At 62.2% G+C, this 18,566-nt stretch carries 21 protein-coding genes; 7 read left to right on the forward strand and 14 right to left on the reverse strand.

Annotated elements, in window-relative coordinates; translation table 11 throughout:
* Positions 1-11: 11 nt before the first annotated feature.
* From HX793_RS00525 to HX793_RS00550, 6 genes are all read left to right on the forward strand, one after another.
* Positions 12-1,169, forward strand: coding sequence for a serine hydrolase domain-containing protein (locus HX793_RS00525; protein ID WP_177095417.1), 1,158 nt, complete (start codon positions 12-14; stop codon positions 1,167-1,169).
* 70 nt (positions 1,170-1,239) lie between these two features.
* Entirely contained in the window at positions 1,240-2,025 is a 786-nt protein-coding gene (flgG, locus tag HX793_RS00530; protein WP_122684294.1) for a flagellar basal-body rod protein FlgG, read from the forward strand.
* 63 nt (positions 2,026-2,088) lie between these two features.
* The gene (locus HX793_RS00535; RefSeq protein WP_177050625.1) at positions 2,089-2,838 is read left to right on the forward strand and encodes a response regulator; all 750 of its coding nucleotides are present in this window, start codon (positions 2,089-2,091) and stop codon (positions 2,836-2,838) included.
* Complete coding sequence (locus tag HX793_RS00540) at positions 2,835-3,896, forward strand: ATP-binding protein (protein ID WP_177050627.1); 1,062 nt, start codon at positions 2,835-2,837, stop codon at positions 3,894-3,896. The genes HX793_RS00535 and HX793_RS00540 overlap by 4 nt, the downstream gene beginning before the upstream one ends.
* A 218-nt stretch (positions 3,897-4,114) precedes the next feature.
* The gene (locus HX793_RS00545; protein ID WP_016978385.1) at positions 4,115-4,435 is read left to right on the forward strand and encodes a hypothetical protein; all 321 of its coding nucleotides are present in this window, start codon (positions 4,115-4,117) and stop codon (positions 4,433-4,435) included.
* 185 nt (positions 4,436-4,620) lie between these two features.
* The gene (locus HX793_RS00550; RefSeq protein ID WP_177095419.1) at positions 4,621-8,091 is read left to right on the forward strand and encodes a hypothetical protein; all 3,471 of its coding nucleotides are present in this window, start codon (positions 4,621-4,623) and stop codon (positions 8,089-8,091) included.
* 49 nt (positions 8,092-8,140) lie between these two features.
* On the opposite strand, the gene HX793_RS00555 is transcribed toward HX793_RS00550, so the two are convergent.
* From HX793_RS00555 to HX793_RS00620, 14 genes are all read right to left on the reverse strand, one after another.
* A complete protein-coding gene (locus HX793_RS00555) occupies positions 8,141-8,554 on the reverse strand; it encodes an ester cyclase (protein ID WP_016978387.1) in 414 nt (137 codons plus the stop codon).
* Positions 8,555-8,704: 150 nt separating this feature from the next.
* Positions 8,705-9,751, reverse strand: coding sequence for an EscU/YscU/HrcU family type III secretion system export apparatus switch protein (locus tag HX793_RS00560; RefSeq protein WP_177002859.1), 1,047 nt, complete (start codon positions 9,749-9,751; stop codon positions 8,705-8,707).
* A 3-nt stretch (positions 9,752-9,754) separates the two neighbouring features.
* Positions 9,755-10,567 (reverse strand): type III secretion system export apparatus subunit SctT, encoded by an 813-nt coding sequence (gene sctT, locus HX793_RS00565; protein WP_016978389.1) that lies wholly within the window; start codon positions 10,565-10,567, stop codon positions 9,755-9,757.
* A gap of 6 nt (positions 10,568-10,573) precedes the next feature.
* Entirely contained in the window at positions 10,574-10,843 is a 270-nt protein-coding gene (locus HX793_RS00570; RefSeq protein WP_016978390.1) for an EscS/YscS/HrcS family type III secretion system export apparatus protein, read from the reverse strand.
* Between the two features lie 10 nt (positions 10,844-10,853).
* Positions 10,854-11,507, reverse strand: coding sequence for a type III secretion system export apparatus subunit SctR (sctR, locus tag HX793_RS00575; protein WP_016978391.1), 654 nt, complete (start codon positions 11,505-11,507; stop codon positions 10,854-10,856).
* Complete coding sequence (sctQ, locus tag HX793_RS00580; RefSeq protein WP_177050640.1) at positions 11,504-12,505, reverse strand: type III secretion system cytoplasmic ring protein SctQ; 1,002 nt, start codon at positions 12,503-12,505, stop codon at positions 11,504-11,506. Before sctQ ends, sctR begins: the two co-directional genes overlap by 4 nt.
* Entirely contained in the window at positions 12,502-12,948 is a 447-nt protein-coding gene (locus HX793_RS00585) for a hypothetical protein (protein ID WP_177050642.1), read from the reverse strand. The genes sctQ and HX793_RS00585 overlap by 4 nt, the downstream gene beginning before the upstream one ends.
* Before the next feature lie 172 nt (positions 12,949-13,120).
* Positions 13,121-14,443: a FliI/YscN family ATPase gene (locus HX793_RS00590; RefSeq protein ID WP_177050644.1), complete on the reverse strand. Its 1,323-nt coding sequence runs from the start codon at positions 14,441-14,443 to the stop codon at positions 13,121-13,123.
* Positions 14,440-15,024 carry a type III secretion system stator protein SctL gene (gene sctL, locus HX793_RS00595; RefSeq protein ID WP_177050645.1) on the reverse strand — a complete coding sequence of 195 codons (585 nt, stop codon included), beginning with the start codon at positions 15,022-15,024 and terminating at the stop codon, positions 14,440-14,442. Before sctL ends, HX793_RS00590 begins: the two co-directional genes overlap by 4 nt.
* Positions 15,021-15,635, reverse strand: a complete 615-nt coding sequence (locus tag HX793_RS00600) for a type III secretion protein (protein ID WP_177050646.1) — start codon at positions 15,633-15,635, stop codon at positions 15,021-15,023. Before HX793_RS00600 ends, sctL begins: the two co-directional genes overlap by 4 nt.
* Positions 15,632-16,414 (reverse strand): type III secretion system inner membrane ring lipoprotein SctJ, encoded by a 783-nt coding sequence (sctJ, locus tag HX793_RS00605; RefSeq protein WP_177050647.1) that lies wholly within the window; start codon positions 16,412-16,414, stop codon positions 15,632-15,634. The genes HX793_RS00600 and sctJ overlap by 4 nt, the downstream gene beginning before the upstream one ends.
* A gap of 4 nt (positions 16,415-16,418) precedes the next feature.
* On the reverse strand, positions 16,419-16,853 hold the full coding sequence (locus HX793_RS00610; RefSeq protein ID WP_016978397.1) for a hypothetical protein: 435 nt from the start codon (positions 16,851-16,853) through the stop codon (positions 16,419-16,421).
* 9 nt (positions 16,854-16,862) lie between these two features.
* Positions 16,863-17,096, reverse strand: a complete 234-nt coding sequence (locus HX793_RS00615) for a hypothetical protein (RefSeq protein ID WP_016978398.1) — start codon at positions 17,094-17,096, stop codon at positions 16,863-16,865.
* A 12-nt stretch (positions 17,097-17,108) separates the two neighbouring features.
* Entirely contained in the window at positions 17,109-17,672 is a 564-nt protein-coding gene (locus HX793_RS00620; RefSeq protein WP_025999889.1) for a hypothetical protein, read from the reverse strand.
* A 48-nt stretch (positions 17,673-17,720) separates the two neighbouring features.
* Here HX793_RS00620 and HX793_RS00625 point away from each other — a divergent pair, with 48 nt between their 5' ends.
* Entirely contained in the window at positions 17,721-18,485 is a 765-nt protein-coding gene (locus tag HX793_RS00625) for a tetratricopeptide repeat protein (RefSeq protein WP_177050648.1), read from the forward strand.
* Positions 18,486-18,566 lie beyond the last annotated feature (81 nt).

Below are 18,566 nucleotides of genomic sequence, written 5' to 3' on the forward strand. Positions count from 1 at the left end.
TAGAGGTCTCCATGCTCCGAACTCTTGCGACCAGCCTCCTGTTGATGTCGGCGCCCCTGGCGATTGCAACGCCGCTCACGGCCGAACAGCTCTCGGCCATCGACCGTTATGTCACCTCGCAAATGACCCGCCAGCAGTTGCCGGGACTTGCCCTGGGTGTCTATCGAAACGGCCACACCGTCCTCGCCAAAGGCTATGGCCTGGCGAACGTGGAACTCGATGTGCCCATGAGCGCGGACAGCGTTCTCCAATCCGGTTCGGTGGGCAAATCCTTCACTGCTACCGCCGTCATGATGCTGGTGGAACAAGGCAAGGTCAGCCTGGATGACAGCATCCGGCAGTATTTTCCCGAAGCGCCGGCCAGTTGGGCGCCAATTACAGTAGCCAACCTGCTGTCCCACACGTCCGGGCTGTCGGCCTATGACACGCCTGAGCTGCAAAAACCCGGCGCACCGCTGGATATCCGCCAGGACTTTACCGACGCGCAACTGACGGCGGCCATTGCCAAACTGCCGATCAACTTCAAGGCGGGCGAAGGCTGGGCGTACGAAAACACCAACTTCGTGTTGCTCGGTATCCTGATCCATCGCGTCAGCGGGCAGCCCTATGGCGAGTTTCTCCAGCAACGTATTTTCACACCGTTGGGCATGACCTCGTCGCGCGTCATCTCAGACCTCGACCTTGTGCCCAACCGTGTCTCGGGCTACGAAAAGGTGGACGGTGTGTTGAGGAACCAGGAATGGGTCTCGCCGACGTTCAACGCCACCGCAGACGGCACGCTCTACTTCACCGTACGCGACCTGGAGCGCTGGGACCGTGCCCTTTACGATGAAACGCTGCTGAAAAAAGCCTCACTGAGAAAAATGTGGACGCCCTACCCCTACGCCGGTAAACAGCGTGCGCAAGGCTATGGTTTCGGTTGGGAAATACGCACGATCAACGGGCACCCCGTGGTCGAGCACGGCGGCTCCTGGCAAGGCTTTACCTCCTCTATCTCGCGCTACCTCGACGACAGGCTGACGGTGGTGGTTCTGACCAACCTGGATGCCGAGCACAGCTACCCGGAAGTCATCGAGCGTGGCGTGGCGGGTTTGATCGAGCCTGGCTTGAATGAGCCTGACCGGAAAAAAACGTCCCTCTCCATCATTCCTCCACAAAACCTCCCATGAATGCGCACGTTGGCTGTGCACAATCAGGTTCATCACAGTGCCCCATCGAACGGGTCACGCGGAGAACCCAATGATTCCAGCCCTGTACGTCGCAAAAACCGGCTTGTCGGCCCAGGACACCCAGCTGACGACCATTTCCAATAACCTGGCAAACGTCTCGACCACCGGTTTCAAACGCGATCGTGCCGAGTTCCAGGACTTGCTGTATCAGATCAAGCGCCAGCCGGGCGCGCAATCGACGCAAGACAGTGCATTGCCGTCAGGACTGCAACTGGGCACCGGCGTGCAGATCGTCGGCACCCAGAAGAACTTCAGCGCCGGCAGCCTGCAGACCACCGGGCAACCGCTGGACCTGGCCGTGAATGGCCGGGGTTTTTTCCAGGTGCTGCAGCCGGACGGCACCCTCGGCTATACCCGTGACGGCACCTTTCATCTGAACGCCAATGGGCAGGTGGTCACCGCCAGCGGGTTCGCCCTGGAGCCAGCCGTTGTGGTGCCGGACAACGCCAAGACCTTCACCGTCGGCCAGGACGGCACGGTGTCCATCACTGTGGCCGGCAACCCCGCGACGCAAGTGATCGGCAACCTGCAGACCGCCGACTTCATCAACCCGGCTGGTTTGCAGGCAATCGGCAACAACCTGTTCCTGGAAACTGCGTCCAGCGGCGCGCCCCAGGTCGGCACGCCGGGGCTCAACGGCTTTGGCACCACGTTGCAACGCTCCCTGGAGACTTCGAACGTGAGCACGGTTGAAGAGATGGTCAACATGATCACCACGCAACGGGCCTATGAGATGAACTCCAAAGTGATTTCCACCGCCAACCAGATGTTGGGCGCCCTCACCCAGAAGCTATGATCAACACCTGACAGCGTGGCCATGGCGCGGCCTCCACAACAAGGCCTATTCACCGAGCAGACTATGAACGATTACCCCGTCGCATCGACACCGCAGCCCAACAGCGTCCGAGAGACCCAGGCCTTGGTGCTGATTGCCGAAGACGAGCCCGAGATCGCGGACATCCTGATTGCCTATCTCAAACGCAGCGGCTTTCGTACTGCCCACGCCCTCGATGGCCGGCGTGCGCTGGAACTGCATCAGAGCCTCAAGCCGGATCTGATGCTGCTGGATGTGCTGATGCCCCATGTCGATGGCTGGCAGGTGCTGGCCGAGGTGCGTCATCGCGGCAACACACCGGTGATCATGCTGACCGCGCAAGACCAGGACATGGACAAGTTGATGGGCCTGCGTATCGGTGCCGACGACTACATCGTCAAGCCATTCAACCCGGCCGAAGTGGTGGCACGTACCCAGGCGGTACTGCGGCGCTCCGTCAACTACACATCCGGTGTCAGCGCCAACGTGTTGCGGGTGGATGGGTTTGAAATCGATATCGAAAGCCATCAGGTCACGGTGAACATCGAAGGCAACATGCTGGCGCTGCTGCTGACCGTCACCGAGTTCAAATTACTGGCGCAGTTGGCCCGTGCACCGAAACGCGTGTTCAGCCGCGCCGAATTGTTGGCGCTGTGCTCGCCGGAAAGCGACAGCCTGGAGCGCACGGTTGACAGCCATATCAGCAAGTTGCGCCGCAAGATCGAAGACCTCGGGCTGCAAGGCGTGCCGGCGAGCATTCGCGGGGTGGGTTACCGGTTCGGGAGTGGCGCGTGAAGATCTTTAATGGCTTGAGCCGCCAGATCATCCTGTCCATGTCGGTCGTGGTGCTGTGCGTGATCGCCCTGGCTGTGATCGGTTCCTATGTGTTCTATGCCCTGCTTTGGACCTACTGGCCACTTCCGGACGAGCAGGTCGATGAGTGGATGCCGGCCAATGCCGAATGGGCATGGATGGGGTTGACCACCTGCGTCAGCCTGGCGGTCGGTGCTTTCGTGGCCACCAAGCTGTCACGGCGCATCCTGATGCCGTTGAACTCGGTGGCCGAGAACCTGCGCAAACTGGCCGACGGCGATCTCGATGTACAGGCCGTAGCCGGCGACCAGTCCATCGGCGAAGCGGCCATCCTGGTAGATGACTTCAACAGCATGGCCAAACGCTTGAAACGCATGGCCCAGGAACAGGCGTTCTGGAATGCAGCGATTGCCCACGAACTGCGCACGCCCCTGACCATCTTGCGCGGCCGTCTGCAAGGTTTGGCCGAGGGTGTCTTCGAGCCGGAGACGGCGCAGTTCTATAGCCTGCTCGGCCAAGTCGAAGGGCTGACGCGGATGATCGAGGACCTGCGTGTGGTCGGCCTGGGTGACAGCGGCTACCTTGAAATCAATGTGCAAGACGCCGACCTGGCTGCCGGAATTGAAGAAGAGGTACGGCTGTTCGAACCGAGCCTGGTCGCCGCCGGCTTCAAGCTGCAACTGGACCTGCAGCGCCGCATTCTGCGCTGCGACCCCGCGCGCATCCGCCAGGCCTTGCTGGCCCTGCTGGACAACGTGCGTCGACACGCGACACCCGGCAACGTCAACGTGCACCTGAGCACGCGTGATGGCGTCCACTACCTGAGGGTGCGCGACGATGGTCCTGGCATTGATGAGGACTTTGCAACGCACCTGTTCGAGCCTTTCCAGCGCGGCGAGAACTCTCGCTCACGCGCCCAGGGCGGCAGCGGCCTGGGCCTGGCGGTGGTGCGCGCGATTGCCATTGCCCACGGTGGCGCCGTGACGTGTCGGAAAATGAAAAACGGTGGAACGCTGTTCGAACTCAGCTGGAACCTTTGAGCAAGCCAGGCCCGCCATGCGCATCTTTTCAACGCTGTTCAGAACCACACAACGCTATCGCTGCTTTGTCCTGTTGGACGCCGAATGCATCTGCATTGCGTTCAAAAGCTGTGTCACAGCCCCTCAAAACGGACATTGGATAGAAGTTGAACGCATCAACCTGTCGTGGCTGGGCAACCCCCTCCCCTTCGTGCCCGGATAACTTAGCGAGTGTGAACATGAGCCCTTCCCTATCACTCCTTGAAGAGTCACTGCGACAGCACACGGCCCGCCTGAAACGGCTGCAACGGTTCTGGGTGCCGCTGCAACAGCGCGCGCCAAAGTGGGTGCTGGCGCTGTGGATCATCGGGGTTTTCGTATCGTTGTCGACCCAATGCTGGTGCCATTGGTTCGTGACCGCGCCGCTGATCTGCGCGTTGATCGTCGCAGAAATCGTGATCGACGAGGCGCAGATGACGCTGCTGTTACGCACCGATGCCGTTCGCGACTCACTGAGAGCAGCACGCGGCAACTATTCGTATGGCCTGACACTGTGGTGAGCGGGCTTGCCCCGATCACCCCAACAAGCCCGCTCACCCCAGGGAAAACCTCGCTACTCGCCGAACATGACAAGGTCATTTCACAGCTGTGAAAGCTTGTGCGATCTTGCCAAAAACCGCCTTTTCACCCCCCGCCTCCGCCTAGTATCGAGTCCTCGTGCGCCCCCACTCACATGGACTGAAGAATGATCAACCGACCCGAGAAAGCCGCCTCGCCCCGCGTCAGTGAACCCCGTGCACCGGAGCGCGTTTTTGATGCGGCGCTGAACAAGGCCAAGACCCTGGCGGCCACCGGGGCCGGCGATAAGCAGCTCAAGCCGGACGACTATAAGGAAGCCACCGCCCTGCCCGCCAAGCTGGATATCGACAAACTCAAGGTGGTGTCCGAAGACAAGGACGCCGGGGTGATCTATTTCGAGCAGGACGGCAGCAAACTCAAGATCACCCGCGAGGGCGCGGAGAAGGTCCAGGAAGGCTTCGATCTGCTCAAGGGCCTGCACTTCGGACACGCCGTGGCGCCGGTCAACCAGGGTGGGCCGAACGAGGGCACGCCGCTCTACGACCTGCTGCACACCCTGGCCGAGACCCAGGACACTCCGGCCGGCAAGGCAATCCGTGAAGCCCTGGGCAACCCCGATCAACAGCTATTGCGCGAAGACGACCCCACCGTGCGCCTGGCCAATGTGAAATCGGTCGGCGAAGCCAAGGACGGCGTCGTCAAGGTCGAGATGGAAAACGGCCAGACCCTGGTGATCTCCGAAACACTCACGCCCGAGGCCTTTGCCAGCTACAACAGCGCCGGCGTGACCAAGGAAGTGCTCAACGACGGCAAGGCCAAGGGCTTTGAAGAAGTCACCAGCCTGCCCGGCGACCTGAATTTCAGCCAGCTCAAAGTGGTGTCAGAAGACCCGAAATCCGGGGTAATCCTGTTCGAACACCAAGGCAAGAAATACATGATCAGCCAGTCCGAAGCTGCGCTGCCGCAGCCCGGCGCAGACCTGAGCAACCCCAACCCCAATGCCGGCAGCAGCCTCTACACCTTCCTGCATGCGGTGCACAAAAGCGAAGGCACCCCAGCGTTCGACTACATCAAGAATGCGCAGTCCCTGCCCGGCCAGGAACTGCTGCGCAAGGACGAAGCCAGCCTCAAACTCGGTGACATCAGCAAGGTCGATGCGCCCATGGACGGCATCCTGGTGGTCAACGGCGCCGACGGCAAATTGCGGGTGGTGTCCAAGGACATTACCCCCGAAGCCTTTGCGGCCTACACCACCAAGGGCCAGAGCCTGGCCGGTATCGAGAAGGCCAAGGGTGACGGCTACAGCCTGGCCGAGCCGGATGCTTACCTGGCATCCACCGAAGACATCATGAGCGTCGGCGGCGTGGGCGATTACGGCCCTGGGTTGATCGCCTTCACCCAACACAAACCGGGTGGTGCCGAAGAGAAGATCGTTGTCAGCGAAGACACCAACCCGCAGATGTTCGAGCAGATCTCCGGCTACCGCACCGACATCGCCCAGCAAACCACCGACGTCGACAAACTGCGCGCCGACAACGGCTTGCCACCGCTCAAGGACGTGTCTGTCGACAACCTCGCCACCACTGAAAAAGACGAAAGCGGCAACCCGTTGAGCGTGCAGGACCTGTCGATGAAAACCCTGGTGGACAGCTACCGCGCAGGGGTCAAGGACGGCAGCATCGGCAAGGATGACCCGCGCGCCAAATTCCTGCGCGCGGTGGAAGCCAAGAGCATGGCCGACAACGGCATGTCGATCATTCCCGAGCATGGCTTCGGTAACCAGGGCATCGCCACCACGCCCATCGACGTGACCTCGCGAGATGTGCGCGACAACATCTTCGACACCAAATCCATCGACAAGACCATCAGCGCACTGCTGGGCGACTCCACTATCCAGGCCGACATCAAGGCCAACCACGATGCGGCCCTGGGCAAGGTCGACGGCGGCCAGGCCAAAGTCGACGAGGTGCATCAGAAGCTGATCGACAGCACCTCGTCTGAAAACTTCACCAAATACATCAAGGCCTTGCAGGACGAGGGTAAGACCGAGCTGGCCACTCAGGAAATCCAGACCGCCTACACGGCGCTGGCCGACATCGACCCGGCCAAGGCCGACAACTTCCTGCAGAACCTGCAGATCGACGGCTACACCGACGCCGTCGAAAAGCTGATGGACGACCCGAGCAAGATCAGCGACGACAACACCGCACTGGCCACCACCGACAACACCCTGGCCATCCTGTCCATGCTCAAGGGCGGCGCCGATGGCCTGCCGCGCCAGGCGCTGGCGGTGTATTCCAAGTTCGTCGACCAGTTGCTCAAGGACAAAGGCGCTGCTGCCGACTTCGGCAAGGCGATGATTTCACTCGGCGATACCTGGCAGAAAAACGGCGTGATCAGCTTCAGTGACATCGAACACGCCGTGAGCAAGGAGATCATGCCAAGCCTCAGCGAAGAGAACCGCAGTTCGTTCGTGAAGAACCTGACCTTCCTCAAGGACAACGGCGTGCTCGGCTCGGTGGGCGGCGCCATTGGCATGGGCCGCATCGTCTATCAACTGGCGGGGCAAGGCGGCAAGCTGGCCGACACACCGATGAAACGCCTGGGGATTGCCAACGACTTCCTCGGTTTCCTCGGCACCGGCTCGCACTTCGCCACCCTGGGTCTTAAGGTCTACGACAAGCTGCGCGGTACCAACGCCTACAAACTGATGGGCTTCGACCGCTCGCTGCCCGACCTGTGGGCCAAGCCCGGCGAGGGTTACCACGCCCTGCCCAAGGACGCCGAGGCCGTGCAGAAGAAGTACTTCGAGATCGTCGACCAGGCCATGGACGACGGCAAAGATGTCGGCAAGGTGCTCAACAGCGGCGGCTGGAGCGATGAAGGCGCGAAGAAGGTCCAGGAAGGCATCGAAAAAGGCATCGCCAGCCGTGGCGGCGTGGCCGGTGCAGGTTTTGGCGCCAAGTTCGCCAGCAGTGCGATCAAGGTGATCGGCATGGCCACCGACGTGGCCGGTGGCGTGATCAGCGTGGTGCAGGCGGCCTTCACCCTGCGTGACGGCGTGCGCGAAAAAGACCCGGTGAAAATCGCCTCCGGTTCATTGTCGATGGCCGGTGGCGTGAGCAGCCTGGTCGCGGCCGGCGGCGGTGTGCTTACCACCCTCGGCGTCACGGGGCGCATCATCCCGTTCCTCGGGCCGGTGGGCTTCCTGATTTCCGGCGCGTTGTCGTTTGTCGGCGCAATTCTCAGCACCGTACAGTCACACAAGCTGCACAAGGTCTCGATGCAGAACTGGGACCAGATCCAGGATTTCAAGCAGGATGGCTTGCTCAAGCCCAATGGCGATGAAGCTTATGTATGGCTGCAGACTTACCTGTCCGACTGGGGCCAGCGTGATGCGCCGAAGGACCAGAGCATCTTTGATTTCCGCAAGGAAGAATGGGATGCGCGCTCAAGTATCCGTGGCGGCGATCATCGGCGTGATCACCCGGATTACATCGGCGATGGCAATAACCGCAATTCGGAAGACTACAAGTATTCTCTGAAGCCGTCAGAGTGGACCAATGACAACCACGACATCATCTGGCGGGTCGGCGACGGGTATGGCGGTGAATACCACGATGTAGACAAGCCCTGAAGCCCGACACACCGGGCCCTGCAGCATGGGGCCCGGCTTTGGGAAACCCTCAGTTTTTGTCAAAACCCAACTGCCGGTACAACGTTTTCATGTCGTAGTAGTCGGTGCTCTTCACGATCTCACCGCCCTTGATCCTGATCACGCAGCAACCATCGACATTGATCGTCTTGTGTGAGGCACCATGGCCGAACAGCTCCCCCTCATGGGTTCCCGTCATATGCCACTGGATCGTCCCACCATGCTCGCCTAAGCTGATCAAGTCGCTGATAACCTTGAAATCGGGCAAGGCCTTTCTAATCAGGACGAAGAAGTCACCCAGCTCGGGCCGTCCTCGCATGATTAGCCCCGCGGCCTTGTCCTCATAGACAGTAGCCTCTGAAAAAATCCCGAGAAAATCGGCTTTGGAGGGGCCAGACCAGAGGTCAGCCCATTTTTGAATCAATTCACGATTTGTATCTGTCATGGTGAAACTCCCTTGAGCGCTGGAGGCGGAGCAACGGTAATCTCCCGTCGACCCCACCGTTCATTACGCTGACAGATACAACCTCAGCTCCTGCCGAGCAGATACTTCCTCTGTAACAAAAGCGTTCAACAAGCGTAGCCCGGCCACTGCCTAAATCAACCGCGCGGCCACCAACCAATCCGCCACTGCCTGGAACGATGCATCCGGCACCGGGTCGCCGGGCACGGTTTTGCGGGCAATCTCCGCGGCCAGTGCCTTGTCCGGCGCATGGGGAATCCCCAGGTCATAGGCCTCCTGCAACATCAACAGCGCCTCTTCCGGCGAGGCCCGGCAGACGATCACCGGCACCGGCGTTTCCCCACGTACGTAACGCACGCCAATCACCCAGCCGTCGGTGGTGCCGATCATCATCGACGCGCGGTTCAAGCCCAGCTTGGTGGCCAAGGCCTGCATCTCGTTGCGCTGGCGCCGGCGTTCGCTCTTGATCAACGGGTCGCCGTCGATGTCCTTGCGTTCACGCTTGGTCTCGCTACGGGTCATCTTCATGTCGCGGCCGAACAGCCAGCGCTGCATCATCACGTCCACCCCGCCCACCAGGATGAACGCGCAGAGCACGGTGAATACCAGCGGCTTGAGCACCAGGAAGAAGGTCGATTCCATGCACTCGGCGCCGCAACGCGACGACTCCATCAAGGCCTGCAACGCATGCTTGCCGACCACATAGAACGCGATCGCCAATACATGCACCTTGATCAGGCCCTTGATGAACTCCACCAGGTTGCGCAGGGCAAAGATCTTTTTCATGCCCTCCGCCGGGTTGATGCGCTTGAACTCGGGCTTGATCGGGTCCACCGAGAACACAAAGCCGCGCATGGTGATGATGTTGGTCAGGATCACCACGCCAGTGGTCACCGCCATCACCGGCAAGGTGATGCCGATCACCAGTTGCTCGGCATGGTCGAGTACCCGTGGCCACACCGTGGCGAACGGCTCGATGTAGATCTGTGCGGTGAGGTCGATCAGCGCCGTGACTTGGGCCTTGGCCCGCGGCGCGAGGATCGAGATGCACAGCGTGCAGAACAGGATGACCATGCCCGACACCAGGTCCTGGCTCTTGGCGACCTGGCCTTTCTTGCGCGCGTCCTGGAGCTTCTTGTCCGTGGCCGGCTGGGATTTCTCTTCGCTGGTATCGGCCATGGGCTACTCCATGCCAGCCAGGGTCTTGAGCAGTTCGACGGTGCCGCGAAACTCCGCCAGTTGATCAAGCATCATGGGGATCAGGAAGCCGATGTAGATCACCATCAGGATCGTGAAAAACAGGTTCTTCACCGGCAACGACAGGTCGAAGATGTGCAGGTTCGGCGCCATGCGTGACAGGTAGGCGAGCATCAGGTCCGTCACCAGCAGCGCGATCAACAACGGCGAGACCATCAGCACGCCGACGCGCATGATCTGATCAAGGATCGACAACACCGCCAGCAATGCCGAACTGGCAAATACCGGTGTAAACGAGGTAACCGGCCAGAGTTGGTAGCTGTGGTAATACCCGTCGACCATCAGGATAAACCCGCCGGACATGAAGAACAGTGTGATCAACATCACCGTGAGCAGGGTCGCCATCACGCTGGATTCCCCGGACGACAACGGATCCACCAGTTGCGCCATGGTCGAGCCGCGCTGCAGGTCGATCAATTCCCCCGCCACTTCAGCGGCCCAGAACGGAATGCCAAACAGCAGGCCGATCAAAATGCCGATGAGGAACTCCTTGATCAGCAACCCGGCGATAAACACGCTGCCGTGTTCAGGCATCGAGGTCAGCGCTTCGAACACCGGGAAAAACATCGGGATGGAAATGGCCACGGCCACACAGCCGCGAATCATGCCGGTGAGGCCAAGGCGGTTGAACGCCGGGGTGATCACCACCACGCCCATGGCGCGGCAGGCGGCGAGCGAGGCGGAGCTGATCACTGGGTAGGCGACCTCCAGGAACTGCGCGGTCAGGCTGGCATCCATGGGCGGTCAGCGCGTCCACATCGGGAAGTTGTCCAGCACCTGGCCACCGAGTTCCGCCACTTGCCCGGCGAGGATCGGGCCGAGGAACACAATGGTCAGCAACACCGCCACCAGCTTCACCACCTGCGGCAGGGTCTGGTCCTGGATCTGCGTCAACGCCTGGAACAGGCCCACGCTCAAGCCCACGATAATTGCCACACCCAACGCCGGCGCGGAGAGCATCAGCACGGTCATCAGTGCCTGTTTCATCAATGATAGGAAAACGTCCTGGCCCATGGGTCGTGCCTCAGCCGTAACTCAGAATCAAACCGTGCATCAAGCGCGACCAGCCGCTCAGGGACACGAATAAAAAGATCTTCAGCGGAATGGAGATCAGGTTCGGCGAGACCATCGACATGCCCATGGCCATCAGCACGTTGGACACCAGCAAGTCCACCACCAGGAACGGGATGTACAACAGAAAGCCGATCTCGAAGGCGCGGGTCAGTTCCGAGCTGACGAACGCCGGAATCAACACCACCAGGTCATCATCGCGCAGGTCGGCACGGGCTTGCGGCGACCAGATAGTCTCGGTGGCCTGCACGAAAAAGCCGCGCTCGGATTCATTCGCGAAACGCTTGAGGTGCGCCTGCAGCGGCGGACGCAAGGCGTCGCCCAGATCCTTGAGTTGCTCGACATGCTCGATGTTGAGGTCGCGCCCCTCCACCTGCCGGTACATGTCGCCAATCAACGGCGTGGTCACGTACACCGACAGGATCAGCGCAATGCCGTACAGCACCAGGTTCGGCGGGGTCTGTTGCACGCCCAGGGCGTTGCGGATCAGGAACAGCACCACCGAGATCTTCATGAAACCGGTGAGTGTCACCACCGCCAACGGGATCAGCCCGATCGTCGCAACGACCAGGATGATCTCGATCAGGTTCGGCTGATAACCGGTCATGGGGTGGCGAAACTCAGCAGGCGCACGCCCAGGCCGTCACCGATTTTCACCAGTTGGCCCTGGCCGACGCGGCGGCCGTTGATCATCAGGTCGACGCTGTCCACGCCCGGTGTGTTGAGCTGCAACAGGCTGCCCGCGCCCAATTCGCGCAATTGCGCCAGGGTCAGCTCCAGCGTGCCGACCTGGCACACCAGTTTCAACGGCAGGTCATCCAGCACCGCGGCGGCATCAACATCAGTCATGGGGTTCTCCGGTTCCACAAAGGGGGCTTTCAAGGCGTCCTGCAGGCGCAGGACTTCACCCTGGTATTGGCAGCGCGCCTGCAGGCGGCCGTCGAGGTCGAGCAGCAGGCCGGGGCCTTGCTCCAGCATCAGCACATCGCCGGGGCGCAGGCTGCGCAGTTCGCCGAGGCTCAGCCACTGTCGCCCCGCCACCACCGTGAGGGTCTGGTGCAGGGCCAGCAACGGGTCGGGCTCGGGCTGGGCGTATTGCGCGAGCAACTGCGCCACCCGCACGGCGGCGCTTTCGCTCAGGTCCAGTTGGGCGCTCATTGGCGGCTGGTTGGCGAACGTCAGCTCCAGCGCCACGTGCACGACAAAGGGGTCTTGGCCTTCGCCCGCATCGAGCAACTGCACGGGGTGACCGAGCAACGGCTCCAGGGTCTCGATCAGGTCGAGCAGCGCCAGTTCCAGCAACAGCGAACGCGGCAGTGCGGGCAACGGCTGCACATCGAATGACAATGCCAGCGGCAGCAACAACTGCTCCATCGCTGCGGCGGACAACCGCAGGCGCACGGGGGCACGGCCGAGTAACAGCAGCAGATCGCGCGGCGCAGCGAGCACTTGGGGTTCGGTGGCCCAGCTCACGTGCAGGTCCTGCCCGGCGCAACGGCCCTGCCAAGGACGGCAACGGCGGTGCAACGCGTTATGCAGGGCCAGCAACGCTGGGTCGAAATGGGTCAGCCAGGGCGACAACGGATCGGCAAGGGCCGCGATCATGTGCCGACGCCCTCATCACGCAACTCGCCAACGCGGCGCTCATCGCTCTCACGGCCTTCCAGCAGGCTTTGCCAAGCGTCGGATTGGCGCTGGCGGCTCAGACGTTCCTGGCGGAACAGGTCACGCTCGCGCTCCTGGCTTTCCAAGGTGGTGGAGACGTGGGTCACGTCGTTTTCCAGTTGCTGCTGGTCGTCCGACAGGCCGCGCAACCGATCCTGGGCCGCCTGCCAACTGGCCACCGACAGACCTTCGGTGAGCGAGGCATACACCTGTCGCGCTTCCTCGGCGATGGCTTCACGGTGCAGGCGCAATTGCTCCTTGGCGTCGGTGAGCACGCCGTGGGTCTGTTCGCAGCGTTGTTGTTGGGCGGCCAGTTGACTGGCGGCGCGTTGTTCACGCAAGACCCGCAGGGTTTGCAGGGTGCGCAATTCATGGGTTTTCATGAGGCGTTTTCCTTTCTTGTGCCAGCAAAACAATCTGTAATTCCATGGAGATCAACTGTGGGAGCTGGCTTGCCTGCGATGGCGGTGTACCCATCACAGTTAAGCTCCCTGACCTACCGCTACCGCAGGCAAGCCAGCTCCCACAGGGGGTCTTGTGTACATTCCTGCGATCTCATGCCAACACCTGGCGCATGCGGCTCAGGGTCTGTTCCAGGTTGCTCGGCTCGCCTGCGTTCTGGCGCAGGAAGGCTTCGATGGCGGCGTGGCGGTTGATCGCTTCGTCGGCCAGGGGGTCGCTGCCGGCGGAGTATTCGCCGACACGGATCAGCATTTCGATCTCGCCATACCGCGCCATCAATTCGCGGATGCGCATGGCCAGACGCTTGTGTTCTTCGCCGGCCACCTGCTCCATCAAACGGCTGCGGCTGCGCAACACATCCACCGCAGGGAAGTAGTTGCGCTGGGCCAGTTCGGCGCTGAGGGCGATGTGTCCGTCAAGGATCGAACGGGCTTCCTCGGCCACCGGATCGCTGGCGGCATCACCCTCGGTAAGCACGGTGTACAACGCAGTGATGCTGCCGGTGGGGCCGGGGCCGGCGCGTTCCAGCAAGCGCGGCAAGGCCGAGAAAAACGACGGCGGATAACCACGCCGTGTCGGCGGTTCGCCCACGGCCAGGCCGATTTCGCGCTGGGCACGGGCGAAGCGGGTCAGGCTGTCCATCAACAGCAACACGTTGCGGCCCTGGTCGCGGTGGTATTCGGCCAGGGTGGTGGCGACAAACGCCGCGCGCACCCGCTCGGCCGCCGGGCGGTCCGAGGTGGCGACCACCGCCACCGTGCGTGCACGGGCCTGGCCGTCGAGCTGCACATCGAGCAACTCGCGCACTTCCCTGCCCCGCTCGCCGATCAGGCCGATCACGATCACATCGGCTTCGCTATTGCGAATGATGCTGGCCAGCAACGATGACTTGCCCACGCCAGGCTCACCAAAGATACCCATGCGTTGGCCCTGGGCCAGGGTCAGCAGGCCGTCGATGGAACGAATGCCCAGCGCCATGGAACGCACGATCAACTGCCGGGAAAACGGTGCCGGGGGTTCGGCGTGCAGCGGGTAATGCTGCAGGGCCACGGTCGGCGGGAGGCCGTCACCGTCGAGAAAATCGCCCATGGGGCTGATCACCCTCCCCAGCTGTGCATCACCCACCGCCACGCCCAGGGTTTCGCCGGTGGCGGTGATCTGAGTGCGGGTGGACAGCCCTTCCATGGAGCCGATGGGCGACAGGATCGCCTCGTCACCGTCAAAGCCGATCACCTCGGCGCTCAGGCTGCGGGCGCTGCCGGGATCACGCAGTTGGCACAGCTCACCGATGCTCGCCCCGGCCACACTGGCCCGCAGTAATACACCACGAATGCTCAACACCGTGCCGTGCATGGGGCGCAAGCGGGCCTGGGCCAGGCGCCCAGAGAGACGTGGCAGCAGCTGTTCCAGGTTCATGCCACGCCCTCTTCGGCGAAGGGCAACAGGCTGCGTCGCAGGTTTTGCAATTGGGCTTCAAGGCCCAGTTCAACTGAACCGGCCGGGCTGTTCAGGCGCGCCTGGCCAGACTGCAACTGTTCGTCCGCATCCACGGCAATCGCCAGCCCTTCCAGCTTGAGGCGTTGGCGCAACGCATCGACCTCCGCTGGCGGCACCCACAGGGTCAACGCCTGGTCCTGGCGAAACGCGCTCAAGGCCTGGCGGGTACTGCGCACCACGCGGTCGGCGTTGTCCAGTTCACCCAGTACTTCACGCACGATGCCCAAGGCCAGGTCGGCCAGGGAGGCTTCCAGGCTGCTCAAGTAATGCTGCACCTGGGACTGGGTGTGCAGCAGCAATTGCGCGACCTGTTCGGCCCCCGCTTGGCGGGCGCTTTCGAAGCCTTCGGCGCGGGCGCTGCTCAGCCATTGTTCGCTGTCGGCCTTGATCTGTTCGGCCTGTTGTTTGGCCGCTTGCAGGAAGGCAAACCCGTCGCTCCATAACGCGGCGTCTTCGGCGCGCAGGATGCGTGCGGTGGGACGGCTCGGCAATTCGCTCATGGCATCATCTCCTCGGCCAGCAGGCACGCGGCGGCGGCCTGGACGATTTCCAGGTCACGGGGCACTCGGGCGCTGTGGCCCTGGGGGAAGGCGAAGCGCAAACGCAACCAGCCCTGCCAATCGACATGCTGGGCGTGCAACCAGGCGGCGACACAGCCTTGGCCGTCGCGGTCGATGGCCTCGATCAATTCGCTGGGATCGCGCAGCAAATCCGCTGCGCCACCGAGTTGGCGCAGGGCCAGGGCTGAGACAAAGACTTCAGCACCCAGGCCTTCGCGCAGCTCATTGACCACCTCGCGGCGGATCTCCCGACTCAGGGTCGCGGCATGCCAAATCGCCCCGCAGAGCCTCGGCAAGCGGGCGAACTGCGCGTGTGACAGCAGCAATACCGACAAGTCCGCCGCCAAGGGTGTGACCAACTGGTCCATGGGCGCCAGTTGATAATGGCTGACCAGCAACTGCTCCAGGCGCTGGCGAAAACGCGGCTGGCCATGCATCGCCTGCAACACGGCGTCGGGCAACTCATCAGCAAAACACGCACCCAAGCTCGGCCCACGCACGAACTGCAACGGCTCGGCGATCAGCCCCTGCCAACGCTCGAACAGACTCATTCACCCTCCTTGAGCACATACAGCGCCTGGGACTGGCGACGCAACCATTGCTGACGGGCCAGCACCCCCAAGGCGCCGAGCGCGATCAATAAAAGCGCACCAAACATCAGCCGCGCCTGGGGCAGGTTGTCTTCCAGCAGCCACAGGCCCATGAAGCGGGCCAGGCGCGGCTGTGCCGGGTTATTGCTGATGGCCACAGCGGCTTTGATTGCCGTCACCGAAACGCCGTCGTAATTCAGGCCGGAAATACCGTTGGCGACCAGGGTCTTGATCTGCGGGATCAGCGTATTGATGTCGGTGCCTGGGTCGTAGCGCACCAGCACCGAAGCCGACGACGGCGAAATCACCCGTTTGAGCAAGTCGTTGTCCGGCAGCACCACGTGCACGCGGGCGGCGACGATGCCGTCGATCTGCGACACCGAGTGCGACAGTTCTTCGCTCAGCGCATAGATCATCTGCGCCCGCTCCTGCACCGGCGACGACACCAGGCCATTGCCCTTGAACACCTCGCCCATGTTGGAAAAGCTCTGTTGCGGCAGGCCGGCGTTGTCGAGCAAGGTCATGGCTTCGGCAAAGCGTGACTCATCGACCACCACCTTGAGCTGGCCGTTGTCCTGGGCCTTGCGCTCCGCCGGGATGCCACCGCGCAGCAGCACCGCGACCATGGCGTTGGCATCGCGCTCGCTGAGGTTGGTGTAGAGGTCGGTGTTGCACGCTTGCAACAGGCTGGCGAGCAGGCCGATCAGCAGCAGGCGCAAGGCGCGGTTGGGGCTTGGCATGGCGTTATTGGCCCTTGAGCAGTGTGTTGGCGGAACCGGAAATCTGCGTCGCACCGCGCACCACCATCTGGGTTTCGATGGAGTAATCGAACATCTTGCCCAAGGAGTGGACGATCTGGTCGACCTGCTGTTCGCCGACCTTTTTCCCCGGCTCGCCTTGAGGCGAAGCGCTGGCGGTGCGGATCTCGGCCGATGCCGGTGGCGGCGCCGACGGGTTGTTGGTGAGCAGGTCGGCGCGCTCGGAAAACGCCCGCGTGCGGTCGATGAAACTGTTCATGCGCTCCATCAGGCCCGAGCCGATCTGGTGCGGGCTGGCGCCTTCGGGCATGCCCTTGGCGGTGTTGGCCATGTGCTCGAACAGGTTCTGCGAGGCCCCGGCGGGCCCCGCGCCGGCAGACGGCGGCAGCGCCGAAGCGCCGGCGGCGAGACTGATAGTCATAGGGGCTTCCTACTCTTCGTCGTCATCGGACATGGCGTCGTTCAGCAGTTCCTGCATCTTGGGCATGATGATGAACTGACCGCCGATGGTGACCGCCTGGGTGATCAACGCATCGGTGAACTTGGGGTCATCGGCTTCGCTGGGTTTGTCGGCGGCCTTGGCGTTGTCCACCGCGGCATTGAACTTGGCTTCAGGGCTGGCGCCACCCGGGGCGAGATTGCTGTCTACGGCTGTTACGGACATGGTGCTGCTCCTTTACTGGGTTGGGGTTTCGGTACTGACTTGCGCGCCACGGAACACCCGTACCCCGCGCTCGCGCGCCACCGGGGCGGCCACGACCTTGGGTTGCAGGTGATCCACATGCTGCTGCACCAACGCCAGGTACGGCGGTGGTCCGGACACGAACACTTCATCGCCCTCGGGGCCATTGCGCATGGAAAGTTGCTGGCCGAACACATCGAGGTTGCTGAGGTAGGCCTGCAACTGGTCGAGGTCCAGGGCGTTGGCCTTGAATAGCTTGGTGCTGATTTCATCGCTGGCATTGAGGTACAGCAGGTTGCCGTCGAAGTACCAGGTGAGGCCGTTGGTGCTGCACAGGGTCTGCAGGAACTCGCCGGCGGTGGCGCCGCGAATCGTGCTGCGGGCTTTGCCGCGCACCTTGTCGGAGAGCACCAGGGGCACATCGAGGTTGTGGCCGAATTCTTCCAGGGCGCTGCGCACATCCTGGTCCACCAGCACGTAGGCATAGGGCTGGGAAAACCACGCGGGTTCTTCGGCGGCGTTGGCAAAACGGCTGCCGAACAGGCATAGGACAGCCAGCAAAAATATGCTTACATGGCGTCCGCCTTCGCCAGACGAGTTGTGACGATGTCCAAGAATTTTCTGCTCGCCAGTACCCTGTTGCTGGCCGCCTGCGCCAGCAAACCCGCGACCGATTCCGACAAGTCGTTGCAACTGGCCGATGACCTGAGCAAGCGCGGCGACTACGCCAGTGCGGCCGCGCTGTACGAGCGTGCGGCGCAGCAACCCAGTGCCGGTATCGAGTTGTGGCTCAAGCTCGGCCAGGCCAGGCTCGACGCCAAGGATGCGCTGGGCGCCGAGCGGGCTTTCCAGCAAGCCCTGGGGTTCGATGCGCGTAACGCTGACGCGCTGCTCGGCCTGGGCACCGCGCAATTGCAATTGGGCAAGACGCAACGGGCGGTGACTGCCCTGGGCCAGGCGGCGGAGATTGGCGGGTTGCCAGTGGCCTACACCCGCCTGGGTGTGGCGCAGATCCTCAATGGCCAGGCCGCTGCGGCGCAAACTGCGTTCGCCAAGAGCCTGAGCCTCAAGCCCGACGACCTCGACAACCGCTGCAACCTGGCCCTGGCTTACGCCCTCGGCGGGCAATCGCAACAAGCGCTGGACGCCATCGCCCCCGTCACCCAATCCCCCCGCGCCCTGCCCCGTCACCAGCGCAATGTGCTGTTGGTGATGGTGCTGGCCGGTTATGAGCAGCGAGTTGCCACACTGCCGCTGGATGATATTCCGGCTGCCGAGCGTGAGCGATTGGTGACGGAAGCGAAACGCATCAAAGCCATCAGCGACCCGGTGGCTCAAGCAAAAGAGCTGGGCCTGGTCGCCCCCAACTGACACAACACAAGACTGCTTTTGATCTGGCTTTTGATCTGCTTTTGATCTCAATCGCCCCATAAAACCACGCTGGCCGAACGC

The organism is Pseudomonas reactans, from assembly GCF_013387025.1.
Taxonomy (GTDB): Bacteria; Pseudomonadota; Gammaproteobacteria; order Pseudomonadales; family Pseudomonadaceae; genus Aquipseudomonas; species Aquipseudomonas reactans.

Coding starts and splice junctions, on each gene's coding strand:
- HX793_RS00525 (WP_177095417.1), top strand. CDS start 12: ATGCTCCGAACTCTTGCGACCAGCCTCCTGTTGATGTCGGCGCCCCTG.
- flgG (WP_122684294.1), top strand. CDS start 1,240: ATGATTCCAGCCCTGTACGTCGCAAAAACCGGCTTGTCGGCCCAGGAC.
- HX793_RS00535 (WP_177050625.1), top strand. CDS start 2,089: ATGAACGATTACCCCGTCGCATCGACACCGCAGCCCAACAGCGTCCGA.
- HX793_RS00545 (WP_016978385.1), top strand. CDS start 4,115: ATGAGCCCTTCCCTATCACTCCTTGAAGAGTCACTGCGACAGCACACG.
- HX793_RS00550 (WP_177095419.1), top strand. CDS start 4,621: ATGATCAACCGACCCGAGAAAGCCGCCTCGCCCCGCGTCAGTGAACCC.
- HX793_RS00555 (WP_016978387.1), bottom strand. CDS start 8,554: ATGACAGATACAAATCGTGAATTGATTCAAAAATGGGCTGACCTCTGG.
- HX793_RS00560 (WP_177002859.1), bottom strand. CDS start 9,751: ATGGCCGATACCAGCGAAGAGAAATCCCAGCCGGCCACGGACAAGAAG.
- sctT (WP_016978389.1), bottom strand. CDS start 10,567: ATGGATGCCAGCCTGACCGCGCAGTTCCTGGAGGTCGCCTACCCAGTG.
- HX793_RS00570 (WP_016978390.1), bottom strand. CDS start 10,843: ATGGGCCAGGACGTTTTCCTATCATTGATGAAACAGGCACTGATGACC.
- sctR (WP_016978391.1), bottom strand. CDS start 11,507: ATGACCGGTTATCAGCCGAACCTGATCGAGATCATCCTGGTCGTTGCG.
- sctQ (WP_177050640.1), bottom strand. CDS start 12,505: ATGATCGCGGCCCTTGCCGATCCGTTGTCGCCCTGGCTGACCCATTTC.
- HX793_RS00585 (WP_177050642.1), bottom strand. CDS start 12,948: ATGAAAACCCATGAATTGCGCACCCTGCAAACCCTGCGGGTCTTGCGT.
- HX793_RS00590 (WP_177050644.1), bottom strand. CDS start 14,443: ATGAACCTGGAACAGCTGCTGCCACGTCTCTCTGGGCGCCTGGCCCAG.
- sctL (WP_177050645.1), bottom strand. CDS start 15,024: ATGAGCGAATTGCCGAGCCGTCCCACCGCACGCATCCTGCGCGCCGAA.
- HX793_RS00600 (WP_177050646.1), bottom strand. CDS start 15,635: ATGAGTCTGTTCGAGCGTTGGCAGGGGCTGATCGCCGAGCCGTTGCAG.
- sctJ (WP_177050647.1), bottom strand. CDS start 16,414: ATGCCAAGCCCCAACCGCGCCTTGCGCCTGCTGCTGATCGGCCTGCTC.
- HX793_RS00610 (WP_016978397.1), bottom strand. CDS start 16,853: ATGACTATCAGTCTCGCCGCCGGCGCTTCGGCGCTGCCGCCGTCTGCC.
- HX793_RS00615 (WP_016978398.1), bottom strand. CDS start 17,096: ATGTCCGTAACAGCCGTAGACAGCAATCTCGCCCCGGGTGGCGCCAGC.
- HX793_RS00625 (WP_177050648.1), top strand. CDS start 17,721: ATGTCCAAGAATTTTCTGCTCGCCAGTACCCTGTTGCTGGCCGCCTGC.